The organism is Sporosarcina sp. CAU 1771 (assembly GCF_054482775.1).
This window is the reverse complement of the sequence record NZ_JBTLRN010000004.1, coordinates 98523-111985: the sequence shown is the minus strand read 5'-3', so window position 1 is coordinate 111985 and position 13463 is coordinate 98523. Positions and strand designations below refer to the sequence as shown.

At 39.2% G+C, this 13463-nt stretch carries 14 protein-coding genes, 1 tRNA gene and 1 pseudogene; 15 read left to right on the top strand and 1 reads right to left on the bottom strand.

The window, feature by feature from the left end; genetic code table 11:
* The first annotated feature begins 156 nt into the window (after positions 1-156).
* From ACXYMX_RS05705 to ACXYMX_RS05640, 14 genes and pseudogenes are all read left to right on the top strand, one after another.
* Positions 157-768, top strand: a complete 612-nt coding sequence (locus tag ACXYMX_RS05705; protein ID WP_459043276.1) for a succinate dehydrogenase cytochrome b558 subunit — start codon at positions 157-159, stop codon at positions 766-768.
* A gap of 76 nt (positions 769-844) precedes the next feature.
* Positions 845-2599, top strand: coding sequence for a succinate dehydrogenase flavoprotein subunit (gene sdhA / locus ACXYMX_RS05700; RefSeq protein ID WP_459043275.1), 1755 nt, complete (start codon positions 845-847; stop codon positions 2597-2599).
* 5 nt (positions 2600-2604) lie between these two features.
* Positions 2605-3387, top strand: coding sequence for a succinate dehydrogenase iron-sulfur subunit (gene sdhB, locus ACXYMX_RS05695; RefSeq protein WP_459043274.1), 783 nt, complete (start codon positions 2605-2607; stop codon positions 3385-3387).
* 165 nt (positions 3388-3552) lie between these two features.
* A complete protein-coding gene (locus ACXYMX_RS05690; protein ID WP_459043273.1) occupies positions 3553-4008 on the top strand; it encodes an acyl-CoA thioesterase in 456 nt (151 codons plus the stop codon).
* Positions 4009-4069: 61 nt separating this feature from the next.
* Positions 4070-4294, top strand: coding sequence for a helix-turn-helix domain-containing protein (locus tag ACXYMX_RS05685; RefSeq protein ID WP_459043272.1), 225 nt, complete (start codon positions 4070-4072; stop codon positions 4292-4294).
* Positions 4295-4396: 102 nt separating this feature from the next.
* Positions 4397-4825 carry a MarR family winged helix-turn-helix transcriptional regulator gene (locus ACXYMX_RS05680; RefSeq protein ID WP_459043320.1) on the top strand — a complete coding sequence of 143 codons (429 nt, stop codon included), beginning with the start codon at positions 4397-4399 and terminating at the stop codon, positions 4823-4825.
* A gap of 9 nt (positions 4826-4834) precedes the next feature.
* Positions 4835-5629, top strand: coding sequence for a glutamate racemase (racE, locus tag ACXYMX_RS05675; protein WP_459043271.1), 795 nt, complete (start codon positions 4835-4837; stop codon positions 5627-5629).
* Positions 5630-5728: 99 nt separating this feature from the next.
* Positions 5729-6487: a ribonuclease PH gene (gene rph, locus ACXYMX_RS05670; protein ID WP_459043270.1), complete on the top strand. Its 759-nt coding sequence runs from the start codon at positions 5729-5731 to the stop codon at positions 6485-6487.
* Entirely contained in the window at positions 6484-7095 is a 612-nt protein-coding gene (locus ACXYMX_RS05665; protein WP_459043269.1) for an XTP/dITP diphosphatase, read from the top strand. Before rph ends, ACXYMX_RS05665 begins: the two co-directional genes overlap by 4 nt.
* Positions 7095-7589 (top strand): metallophosphoesterase, encoded by a 495-nt coding sequence (locus ACXYMX_RS05660; RefSeq protein WP_459043268.1) that lies wholly within the window; start codon positions 7095-7097, stop codon positions 7587-7589. Before ACXYMX_RS05665 ends, ACXYMX_RS05660 begins: the two co-directional genes overlap by 1 nt.
* 76 nt (positions 7590-7665) lie before the next feature.
* A tRNA-Arg gene (locus ACXYMX_RS05655) sits at positions 7666-7739 on the top strand.
* 294 nt (positions 7740-8033) lie between these two features.
* Complete coding sequence (locus ACXYMX_RS05650; RefSeq protein WP_459043267.1) at positions 8034-8303, top strand: RNA polymerase sigma factor; 270 nt, start codon at positions 8034-8036, stop codon at positions 8301-8303.
* 361 nt (positions 8304-8664) lie between these two features.
* Positions 8665-9393 carry a Fic family protein gene (locus tag ACXYMX_RS05645; RefSeq protein WP_459043266.1) on the top strand — a complete coding sequence of 243 codons (729 nt, stop codon included), beginning with the start codon at positions 8665-8667 and terminating at the stop codon, positions 9391-9393.
* 380 nt (positions 9394-9773) lie between these two features.
* A pseudogene (locus ACXYMX_RS05640) lies at positions 9774-10007 on the top strand (group I intron-associated PD-(D/E)XK endonuclease); the annotation flags it as partial.
* Between the two features lie 316 nt (positions 10008-10323).
* On the opposite strand, the gene ACXYMX_RS05635 reads toward ACXYMX_RS05640, so the two are convergent.
* Complete coding sequence (locus ACXYMX_RS05635; protein WP_459043265.1) at positions 10324-11766, bottom strand: DHA2 family efflux MFS transporter permease subunit; 1443 nt, start codon at positions 11764-11766, stop codon at positions 10324-10326.
* A gap of 147 nt (positions 11767-11913) precedes the next feature.
* Here ACXYMX_RS05635 and ACXYMX_RS05630 point away from each other — a divergent pair, with 147 nt between their 5' ends.
* On the top strand, positions 11914-13428 hold the full coding sequence (locus tag ACXYMX_RS05630) for a BCCT family transporter (protein WP_459043264.1): 1515 nt from the start codon (positions 11914-11916) through the stop codon (positions 13426-13428).
* Positions 13429-13463 lie beyond the last annotated feature (35 nt).

The window sequence follows — 13463 nt, the reverse complement described above, 5'->3', positions numbered from 1 at the left end:
GTAAAGATAAGCTCGTCTTGACCTCTTCAGACTGGAGGAGTACAATAGACATGTTCTAATATTGTACCATGAAGAGGAATGCCGTCAACGAAATTCACGTGTCAAAACGATGTCAATCGCTGACTGCTAACTCAGTAATAAGGGAGGGTAAAAGACTTGTCAAGAGAATCTGATTTTTTCATTCGCCGTCTTCATTCATTGCTTGGTATCATTCCGGTAGGGCTTTTTGTCGCTCAACACTTAGTGATTAACCATTTTGCAACACGCGGTCCTGAGGCATTCAACGCAGCATCTGATTTCATGGGGAATTTGCCATTTGTTTTATATTTGGAATGGTTTATTATTTATATCCCACTCATGTTTCATGCGTTTTATGGTCTCTACATAGCTTTTACGGCGAAAAATAATGTTAAGCGTTATGGCACGTTCCGTAACTGGATGTTCATGCTTCAACGTATCACGGGCGTCTTCTTAGTTGTGTTTATCGCATGGCACGTCTATGAAACAAGAATCCAGAAAGCGTTAGGAGCAGAAGTGAACTTTGATATGATGGCTAATATTTTAGGCAACCCATTCATGTTTGCATTTTATGTTGCTGGCGTACTGGCTGCGACATTCCATCTATCGAACGGTTTATGGTCATTCCTAGTAACATGGGGAATTTCACAATCACCACGTTCACAACAAATTGTAACTTACGTAACGATTGGAGTTTTCCTTGTACTTTCAGTAATCGGAGTACAAGCACTTCTAGCTTTTGTAGTTTAACCTAAATGCAGATTAAAGACTAATGCGTTATTAATTTTATTAATTAAGTAGCAACTAATTGAGGAGTGAACAAATAATGACGAAAAGCAGATTGATTGTCGTCGGTGGCGGACTCGCGGGCTTGATGGCAACTATCAAAGCGGCTGAAGTGGGTACTCCGGTTGACCTATTTTCAATTGTCCCGGTTAAACGTTCCCACTCAGTGTGTGCCCAAGGCGGTATTAACGGCGCGGTAAATACAAAAGGTGAAGGCGATTCGCCAGCAATTCACTTTGATGACTCTGTCTATGGCGGAGATTTCCTTGCGAATCAACCACCAGTTAAAGCAATGGCGGATGCAGCACCTGGAATTATCCACTTAATGGACCGTATGGGTGTAATGTTTAACCGTACGCCAGAAGGTCTTTTAGACTTCCGACGCTTTGGTGGAACATTACATCACCGCACAGCATTTGCGGGCGCAACAACGGGTCAGCAGCTTCTGTATGCACTTGATGAACAAGTCCGTAAATTTGAAGTTGATGGTCTCGTTACGAAGTATGAACACTGGGAATTCTTAGGTGTTGTTTTAGATGATGAAGGTACATGTCGCGGAATTAAAGCGCAGAATCTTCATTCGATGGAAATTCAAGTATTCAAAGCGGATGCAGTAATTATGGCAACAGGTGGACCGGGAATTATTTTCGGGAAATCTACAAACTCAGTTATTAACACTGGGTCTGCGGCATCAATTGTCTATCAACAAGGTGCATACTACTCGAATGGTGAGTTCATTCAAATTCACCCAACAGCAATTCCAGGAGATGATAAACTTCGTCTCATGAGTGAATCTGCACGTGGTGAAGGTGGTCGTGTATGGACGTATAAAGACGGTAAGCCTTGGTACTTCCTTGAAGAAAAATATCCTGACTATGGTAATCTAGTACCTCGTGATATTGCAACACGTGAAATTTTTGATGTGTGTGTAAATCAAAAGCTTGGTATAAACGGAGAAAACATGGTCTATCTAGATCTTTCACATAAAGATCCAAAAGAATTGGATATTAAACTAGGTGGAATTATTGAAATCTATGAGAAGTTCATGGGTGACGATCCACGTAAAGTTCCGATGAAAATTTTCCCGGCAGTTCACTATTCAATGGGTGGATTATGGGTAGATTACGATCAGCACACAAATATTCCAGGTCTATTTGCAGCAGGCGAGTGTGATTATTCTCAACACGGTGCAAACCGCTTAGGAGCAAACTCACTTCTATCTGCAATTTATGGTGGAATGGTAGCTGGACCGAACGCTGTTAATTACATGAAGGGCCTTAAGCGTCATGTAGAGGATCTTCCTTCGACGATTTTCGACGCAGCTCTTAAAGATGAACAGCAAAAGTGGGATGATACACTTAAAATGGATGGAAATGAAAATGCGTATGTATTGCATAGAGAACTTGGAGAATGGATGACGGATAACGTTACTGTTGTTCGTTACAACGATCGTTTGGAAAAGACAGACGAAAAAATTCTTGAACTTCTTGAAAGATACAATAATATTAATATTAACGATACGCAACTTTGGTCGAACCAAGGTGCAACATTTACTAGACAACTTAAAAACATGCTATACTTAGCTCGAGTTATCACGTTAGGTGCATTAAACCGTAACGAAAGTCGTGGCGCGCACTACAAACCAGACTTCCCAAATCGTGATGATGAGAACTTTATGAAAACAACGATGGCAAAATTCGACGGAAAGTCGGCTCCAATCTTCCATTACGAAGAAATCGACGTTTCCCTTATTCCGCCACGTAAACGCGATTACTCCGCGAAGAAAGGAGAATGACGTAAATGAGCGAGACAAATGCTACTGTTCAAAAGACGGTTAAATTTGAAATTCTTCGTCAAAATTCAGCGGATTCAAAGCCATTCTGGGAAGAATTCGAATTAGAATATAGACCGAATATGAACGTTATCTCTGCACTCATGGAAATTCGTAGAAACCCTGTAAACGCTAAAGGGGAAAATACAACTCCAGTTAACTGGGACATGAGCTGTTTAGAAGAAGTTTGTGGTGCATGTTCGATGGTTATTAATGGTCGTCCTAGGCAGTCATGTACTGCGCTAGTTGATCAGTTCACACAACCGATTCGACTTGAGCCGATGAAAACATTTCCAGTTGTCCGCGATTTAATCGTGGATCGACAGTTTATGTTTGACTCACTGAAGAAAATCAAGGCATGGGTTCCAATTGATGGAACGTATGATCTTGGAGAAGGTCCACGTATGCCTGAACGCAAGCGTCAATGGGCGTATGAACTTTCGAAATGTATGTCATGTGGGGTTTGCCTTGAGGCTTGTCCGAACGTGAACGACAAAACGAATTTCATTGGTCCGGCACTTCTATCACAGGTTCGTCTGTTCAACACGCATCCAACAGGTGCGATGAACAAAGATGAGCGTTTAGCTGCTCTAATGTCTGACGGTGGAATTGCAGAATGTGGAAACTCACAAAACTGTGTAGTTGCATGTCCAAAAGGAATTCCTTTGACGACATCAATTGCTGCGATGAACCGCGCAACTTCAATTCAACTATTCAAGAACTTCTTCGGAAGCGACCATATGGTAGACTAATTAATGTCGCCAAATCCTGTCCAAGTATGTAATGTACTTGGACAGGATTTTTTTATGTAAAGAATAGGAATTCTTTACTTTCATTCATAATTGAAGTCTAGTAGTATAATGAGAGTGAGTGAATGCTCATTCACTTATTGATTATAATGTAGAGGGGCAAATAGAGTGAATGCAAATTACATAAAAGATATTTCAAGGTGGGCTTCCAAGTTTGAGTTTTCTGTGAGTGTGTCCGTAAAGTTTTCTGAGACGGATATGTTTGGTCATTTGAATAATATTGTTCCATTTGCTTATTATGAGTATGCGCGCATCGAATATTTTAAACATATAGGCATGATAAACGAATGGTTTGATCCAAAAGGAATGACGATTCCTGTTGTAGCGGATATGCAATGTGATTATTTGAAACAAATATTTTTTGATGAAAAATTAGATGTCTATGTGATGACTGAAGCTTCAGGAACATCTTCTGCCGATATTCATTATATGATTAAGAATGAGAAAGGTGAAATTGTATTAACAGGTAGAGGCTCTGTTGTACAGATTAATCGCGTTACAGGTAAAAGCGAACCTTGGACAGAAAACGCAAGAGCACAAATTAATGGTGAATTAGTCAAATAGCCGTCACAGCCTGAGCTCTAGTCACATATTTTAAGGTGAAAGTGATAGGAGGGGGCGCGTCTTGACAGATGAATCGAAACACCGTTCATTGCTTACAGCAAGGGAACGAGAAATCTTTAATCTGCTCGTTGACGATAATACGACAAAAGATATCGCAGGACGGCTCGGTATCAGTGAGAAGACTGTCCGAAATCATATTTCGAACACGATTCAGAAGTTAGGAGTATCGGGTAGAGCGCAAGCGATTATCGAGCTTTTACGGCTTGGAGAATTGGTGTTGCGCTAGAAAAGTATTGCCTTACGGTAAGAAAAAGGTGACAATGGGAAGATAGGAATAGTTTTCAGGGAGTTGATCTACTTGTCGGAACAGATAACACCACAAATAAATATGAATGACGACATTGCTCGATTGGAGAAGGAGCTTAGGCACATTTCTGCAATCATCAAGCAACAAGGCCGAAGAATTCTTAAGAATTACACGATAACCCCACCGCAATTTATTGCATTGCAGTGGCTATTTGAACATGGTGATATGACGATTGGGGACTTATCGAATCGAATGTTTCTTGCATTCAGCACTACGACAGACCTTGTCGACCGAATGGAAAAAAACAATTTAGTACAACGAATTCGAGATGAGCAAGATCGTCGTGTCGTTCGAATACACCTGCTTAAAGAGGGCGAACGTGTAATTGAAGAGGTTATTGACAAGCGTCGAGATTATTTAGATACGGTGTTATCTGATTTTGATCAAGAGGAAATTAAGAAGTTTTCCTTTTTGCTTTCAAAACTTCATGAAGAGATGAAAGAGGACTGAGGGATTCGATTGGATGCATCTATTGGTATTATCGATTCGGGTGTTGGAGGTTTAACCGTAGTCAAAGAAGTGATGAAACGACTTCCAAATGAATCGATAATTTATATTGGTGATAGGGAACGTTGTCCATATGGGCCGCGACCGGCTGAAGAAGTTCGCGCATACACAATAGAAATGGCTGCTGCATTATCCAAGATGGGCATTAAATTGCTAGTAGTGGCTTGTAATACGGCAACAGCTATAGCGTTAGATGATATACGCGAACTGTTTAGTTTTCCAATTATCGGAGTCATTACTCCAGGGGCACGTTCCGCTGTCAATGCGACCAAGACTGGTAAAATCACTGTTCTTGGGACGACTGCTACAATAAAAAGCAGGGCATATGATTATGAAATTTGGAATCTGTTACCTGATGCGACTGTCTATCGGTTAGCATGTCCTGATTTTGTAGCGATTGTCGAAAGTGGTCAATACAACTCGGAAGAAGCAAGCAAAATGGTTAGGAGAACTCTTGGTGAAATTGAAGATAAAGATTTTGACGCGGTCATTTTGGGTTGTACACATTTTCCGCTGTTAGAAAAGCACTTCGAAAGTCAATTGCCTAAACATGTAAAAATTATTTCATCAGCAATTGAGACTGCTCGGGATGTTGAGCAGGCACTTTTGATTAATGGAATTCGAAATCTTTCAGAGAAACCAGTTCAGCCCATTTTTTTCTCAACTGGGTCTATCAATAACTTTCGGGATATTGTTACTGACTGGCTCTCAATCAAAGAACCTGACGTAAGGCACATACAGTTGTAAAAACCCAGAATGTCGATTTATGACGTTCTGGGTTTTTGCGTATATGAATTAGGTTATGATAAGATGAGTGCGGTATTAAAATGGCGGAGGGAAACTAATATGAGACATGAAAGCAGATTAGCGAATAGAATTAGACCTGTAACAATAGAAACGGATTACTTAATACATCCGGAAGGTTCTGTATTAATTTCCTTTGGGAATACGAAAGTGATATGTACAGCTACGATAGAAGAGCGTGTACCTCATTTCTTACGCGGTAGCGGAAAAGGTTGGGTTACTGCAGAGTATTCCATGTTGCCACGCGCTACAGGACAGAGAACACAACGTGAAGCGTCGAAAGGTAAACTTGGCGGCAGAACGATGGAGATTCAACGGTTAATCGGTCGAGCGCTGCGAGCAGTGGTGGATCTTGAAGCTCTTGGTGAACGGACGATTTGGATTGATTGTGATGTTATCCAAGCAGACGGTGGGACAAGAACAGCTTCAATTACCGGAGCATTTGTGGCAATGACAATGGCCGCGGCTAAAGTACACACAGATAAAAAATTAAAAAAGTTTCCAATTTCCTCAATGCTAGCAGCAATTAGTGTAGGGAAGACATCTGATAATGAATTGATTGTCGATCTTGACTATGTAGAGGATTCGTCTGCAGCAGTTGATATGAACGTAGTTATGACAGGTGAAGGCGCATTCGTAGAGCTTCAGGGTTCTGGAGAAGAAGCGACATTCACTAGAGAAGAAATGAATGGACTCGTCTCATTCGCTGAAGAAGGTATTCAAGATTTGTTTGCAATACAAACAGAAGTACTCGGTGATATTGCGGAATTAATCGGAACAGTGGAAGGCGAAAAATCGTGAAGGAAGTACTAATCGCAACGAATAATAAAGGAAAAGTGAAGGATTTTGAAACACTTTTCCTGCCACTGGGAATTCGCGTTTTGTCTTTGAATGATATTGAAGAGGCTATTGACGTGGAAGAAACGGGTGACACATTCGAAGCGAATGCGATATTGAAAGCAGAAGTTGTTGCTGATATGCTTGGAATAGTAGTTATCGCCGATGATAGTGGTCTTGAGATTGATGCGCTACACGGAGCTCCTGGCGTTTATTCTGCGCGTTTTGCAGGCCCTAAGAAGAACGATGAAGACAATATCGATAAAGTGCTTGCAGAAATGAGCGAAGTACCTCAAAACGAACGCACAGCACGTTTTAGATGTGTATTAGCGATTGCTGGACCCGGTCGGACAACAGAAACGTTTTCGGGTAGTTGCGACGGTCAAATTATCCATGAACGACGAGGGGCAAATGGATTTGGATACGATCCAATCTTTTTCGTACCTCAAAAAGGATGTACGATGGCTGAACTTTCCTCGGAAGAAAAAAGCGAACTATCGCATCGTGGTGCTGCACTTTCAAAACTTCAAGAAAAGCTTCCTAAATGGATAGCCGGAGCGGAGGATAATTAATGAAGATAGTAGTTATGAGCGATTCACATGATGATGTAGGAACGGTGGAAGCCGTTTCCTCACTACAGGGGGATGCAACTTTTCATTGTGGGGACAGTGAACTTGAATTTGAGCACCCTTTTTTAAGTCACATGCATAAAGTAAGAGGCAATTGTGATTTTGACTCGAGTTATCCAAACCATGTCATTGTTTCAATTGGTGGAAAAACAATTTTTATGGTCCATGGACATGAACATAATGTAAATCAATCGCTTTTGTCCCTACATTACGCAGCGTTAGAAAATAACGCAGATATCGTTTTGTTCGGCCACACTCATCTTTATGGAGCGTCAATGATTGAAGGGGTCCTGTTTGTCAATCCGGGCAGTACAATGCAGCCAAGGGGCGGGAAACATCCGACGTACGCTGTGATTGAGTGGGATAAAACCATACGGGTAACGTTCAATAATATGGAGCATAAACAAGTCGATTTCATAGAATTAAAAAACATTTGAAAAAAGCGTTGACATTATATGAATAGTTGCCTATACTAATAAATGTCGTCACATTCGAGTGACTGATTTACAACATGTCTCAGTAGCTCAGCTGGATAGAGCAACGGCCTTCTAAGCCGTCGGTCGCAGGTTCGAATCCTGCCTGGGACGTACATAATTTATGGCAATAAAGTCAAAGAAAAGATCTTCACAAACGTTTAAGTTATAGCGTTTGTGAAGATTTTTTTAATTTAGCGATTATAATCCAACCGTGTCTAGAGGAGATGGTAGATAGAATGGATTAGAGTTTAAACTAAATAGAAACAAAATAGGTAAGTTGTCGGCAAAGAGTAAAGAATTTACTCCTTACCGACAACTTTTTTATTTGTTTTCAAACTATTTTTGAATCGATTACGAATATACTTATAGGGTGGCAAGGAATAGTGGGGAAGTGTGTGATGAAAGATGGACAATGAAGCACTTTGGATTAAGAAAATAAAGCGAACGGGGAACGAGTCTGCGGCAAATGCACTCGTTTCTAAGTATTACAAAGAAATCTATGCATATCTTTATAAGCAAACACTTGACAATGATTTATCGCTCGACCTTACGCAGGAAGTTTTTATTAGCGCTTTGAAATCAATAAAGCGGCGTTTCGAACTTGGTTGTATAAAATTGCTTCTAACCGGCTTGTCGATTATTACAGATCGAAAAGTTATCGGTATGCACAAATAGTAGAACCACTTGAGGAATATGACATTGAAGATATGTTTGATTTAACAGTTGCACTTGAATATAAAGAGGATTATGAGAAAGTAACTGGATTTGAGTATGACTATAAGTTTTTGCTGTTAGTTAATTCACGCCAGAATAGGATGTAATAATGAAGAATATAACCAGATTACTATTGAAAATACGACCTTATACTGTTTACTGGTTAAGCAAACTAAATTTAAAATAGATGCAAAGAAAATCTTTAACTGACATCTCTTCCTTCTGATTTTCAAGTGGATGAATCTCAATTAGGTATAGAAGTTTTCCAATATGCGGTACAATAATAGAAATACGCTACTTCTAAAATTGGGAGGTTACTCATTTGTTTGAAGTCATTAATAAAAAGAAGTTACAATTAGATGCTGCTCGTCCATTGCCGAAATATACATTGAAAAGTTTACGAGAAAAATTATTTCTAGAGTGGACCTATAATTCGAACGCGATTGAAGGAAATACGTTAACCATGAACGAAACGAAAGTGGTTCTTGAAGGAATTACAATTGGTGGTAAGACACTAAGAGAACATTTAGAGGTAATCAATCATCGTGATGCAATTACATATGTTGAAGAAATTGTTCAAATGAAAGAACCATTTTCTGAATGGCAAATAAAAAATGTACATCGTTTAGTACTTAAAGGAATTCATGACGAGTACTCGGGTGTGTACCGTAAAGAACAAGTTTTTATTTCTGGCGCTAGACATACTCCACCAGCGCATTATTTGATCCAAGAAAAAATGGACGAAATGATGACTTGGTATCAAAACGAAGGTGTGCATCTACATCCTGTTGAGCGGGGGGCGATGTTACATGCTATTTTTGTTGGCATTCATCCTTTTATAGATGGAAATGGACGCACTTCAAGACTTTTGCTTAATTTAGAAGTAATGAAGGATGGATTTCCACCAGTTATTATTAAGGTAGAAAATCGATTAGCCTATTATGATGCACTTGACAAAGCACATACGACAGAAGATTACAGTGACTTTATTGCATTAGTAGAACATGAAGTAGAAGATTCTCTTGACTTATATCTGAGTACAATTGGTTAATCCGCGCTATATCAACCTTCTAACGAAGTTAAAGCATCGGTCTATGAGCGGTCAAGTTGCGAACATAGACGTGAGCTTTCTAACTCTACGTTAGGAGGATATTGTTATGATAAAATCAAATTTAGATATTGATCAATTTATGAGCCGATTATTTATGTGAAATAACAAGTAGTTCTCGTTCAAGGCTCTTGATTAAATGAAGAATATACGGAATTATTAAGACGTTCAGAGGAGTCTGAATTATACATCGTTTGCCATTGGAGTTTTGTATCATTGAAAAACAATATAGATATTACATTCTTTGGATTGATATTCATTATGGAAGCGTGTCAAATTGATAGCCTAGATTATAGAGATGAGGGGAATTACCTTGTATCATCATACTAGAAATTAGGTTTCGATCATCTTATTGCGATTCAAAAGGTGTAGTTACAAGAATCATTGATAAAAATGAAATAGATGTATATTGTGTTTATTGTCCTGAAACAGATGAATGTTATTATTTTGATCCTAAGTTATTTGATCAATCGCTAAGCTTAAGAGTAGAGGTACCGAAAAATAATCAAATGCATAACGTAAAGTTTGCAAAGGACTTTCGGGAGCTCCCGGAGTAACTCATCCTTTAAATTTCGTATCCAGAACATTGAAAAATGATTCTTATTCATAAAGATGCAGGATCGAATTCATTGAGAAATCTTGATATCCAGAATGTGTTTAAATGCGATAGTAGATGAAACTTCGATGCACATTTCTCATATCCCAACTAAATAGCTAATCTTACAACGTTACTCAAAATGATACCCATGGATTCTTACTCGCAACTCTTTTTTAAAAAAACCGATAACAAAAACGACACGATGAGAAGCGCTAGCGCCTATCATCGTGTCGTTTTAATATTAATTTAGTGAGAACTTCCGTCTTCTTAACTAATCAATTCTCTAAATCTTTAAGGTCTCGTGAGGATTTAATAAAGATTGACGCGATTAGCCCAACAGTCGCAAGTGTTAATCCAAAAAGAAAAGCAGTTTGAACACCAGCGGTTAAAGATTCACTAGCTGCGGACGGAGCTAGGGGGTCCGTTAGGCTATTCAAATAGGTTGTTTGGGAAGTGGACATAATTGTAATAGCAACAGCTGTACCGATTGCACCCGATACTTGTTGCAAGGTATTCAGTAAAGCAGTCCCATCTGGATAAAGATCTCTTGGAAGTTCGTTCAGCCCGTTCGTTTGCGCGGGCATCATGACTAAAGAAACGCCAATAAAAAGCAATGAATGCAAGATGATCACAGTTAAAATAGAGGTTGATGTCGTTACGTTCGACAAGTTCCATAACATAATCAACATAATTATAAATCCAGGTGTAACGAGTCCTCTTGGTCCGTATTTATCAAAAAGTCGGCCAGTTATTGGAGACATGATTCCGTTTATAATTCCCCCTGGTAAAAGGACGAGTCCTGCTGTTAGCGCAGCTAGTCCTAAGCCAGTCTGCAAGTATAACGGGAAAAGGATCATTGAAGATAAGATAATCATGAATGTTAGAAACACACTTAAAACACCTAATGTAAACATCGGATATTTAAATGCGCGTAGATCAAGCATCGGCTTCTCCATTCGAAGTTGTCTTATTGAAAATAGAACAAGCGCAATAATCCCAATTGCAATGGTCCAAATAACAATGGAACTTCCCCATCCCTTTTCTCCAGCGATACTAAAACCATAGACAATCCCACCAAAACCAATCGTCGATAAAACAATTGATACTATGTCTATTTTAGGTTTAGTTACCGTAGAAACGTTTTGCATATAAAAACCTCCTGCAAGTAATGCAAGAAGAAGAAAGGGAATCGTGACCCAGAAAATCCAATTCCAACTTAACTTCTCAATGATTAAACCTGAAAGGGCCGGTCCAATCGCTGGTGCAACCATCATTACCAATCCCATTAAACCCATAATTGTCCCTCTTTTATTAATCGGGAAAATAAGTAAAACGGTATTGAACATGAGTGGTATTAATAAACCCGTACCAATCGCTTGAATCACACGACCCAGTAGTAAAACACCAAAAAATGGTGACGATGCTGCAACAGTCGTTCCAAGTATAGAAAAGATTAAAGATGCGATAAACAACTGGCGTGTGCTAAACCATTGAATCAAAAGAGCTGAAATAGGAATTAATATCCCTAAAGTTAATAGATAACCTGTTGTCAGCCATTGAACTGTAGAGGAAACAACGTTAAATTCCATCATTAAACTACCAAGCGCCATATTTAAAGCTGTTTCACTAAATAATCCAATAAACCCTGCAATTAAAAAAGAAATTAATATTGGAATCGGCCGAATGACTTGATTTTGTTGCTTTGCAATTGTTGACATAAATAATTCCTCCAATGGTCTATTAGAAGGTTAGTGTACTGGTACAAGTTTGTCAATTATAAAACGTTAAGACATTAGCTTGTTCACTTCGATTGAATGCGATTTTCTCGTGGTCGAATGATTCCAAAATGAATAGCACGAGTTAGAATGGAACATCCTAATAAACAGATTAGAAATGGGGGGACTTCGTTGCATATTACAAAAGTATTCTGGTATGCAATCATCATATGTATTGCAATTGTACTTTGGGGATCTTTTGCCCCAGATCATTTAAATGAAATAACCACTTCTGCGACTAAGTTTATTTATAATCAATTTGGTTGGTTTTATATGCTTGTCATCGTTGTAATGATTAGCTTTTGTTTGTATATGATGTTCTCACGCTTCGGTAAAATCAAACTTGGAAAAGACGACGATGTCCCGGATTTTAGCTTGACTGCTTGGTTTGCCATGCTATTTAGTGCTGGTATGGGCATTGGGCTCATGTTCTTTACAACAGCAGAAACAATTTCGCATGCATTCATTAAATCTCCAAATGCTGTGCCTGGATCGGAACAGGCAATTTTGGATTCCCTTCAATACACTGCGTTGCACTGGGGATTTCACGGTTGGGGATTATATGCTGTTGTCGGTCTTATCTTCGCCTATTTTAAATTTCGTGTCGGTGCCCCTGGGTTAATTAGCGCAACACTTGAACCATTATTTGGAGCAAAGGCAATGCGTGGTCCAATCGGGCAAGTCGTCGATACACTTGCTATCTTTGCAACTGTCGTTGGGGTTGCATCTACCCTCGGATTCGGCTCGGCGCAAATTAATAGTGGGTTAACATTTATGTTTAATGCACCAAAAACATTTTGGTTTCAATTGCTTATTTTAATTATAGCGACTGTTATTTTTATCATATCCGCCTGGTCAGGTATTGGAAATGGGATAAAGTATTTAAGTTCGATTAACTTGTGGCTTGCAATCTTACTTCTGTGCACGCTATTTATTGTAGGGCCCTCGATGTATATATTAAATATGTTTACAACGACAATTGGTAATTATATAAGCAACTTTATACAAATGAGTTTCGAGCTAAAACCAGTAAACGAAGATCAACGGACATGGATTAACGAATGGACAATCTTTTATTGGGCGTGGTGGATCTCATGGGCACCATTTGTTGGAATGTTTATTGCGCGCGTATCAAAAGGACGTACAATCAAACAATTTATTACAGGGGTATTAATCGCACCTACACTTGTAACAATGATCTTCTTTGCTGTCTTTGGTGGCTCGGCACTGAACTTGGAGCAACACGGGATTGCCAAGCTCTCTGAATTAGCTACAGAAACGGTGACATTCGGCATGTTTCAACATTATCCAATCGGAACGATACTATCCTTTTTGACGGTTATCGTCATTGCAATATTTTTTATAACTTCAGCAGATTCAGCCACATTTGTACTCGGTATGTTTAGTACAGGTGGACAACTAAATCCATCGAACCTAGTGAAAATTACTTGGGGACTAATCCTTTCAGCGATGGCTGCAATCGTTATGTACTCTGGTGGGATTGGTGGATTTCAGAACATGCTCATTATTGCAGGACTTCCTTTTTCCTTTATTCTTATTTTAATGCTCCTTTCCTTTTATAAAAAGATCAAGCAAATGGAGTAAATGGCGGAGCAGATACTATTATCGATGAGGCGGGA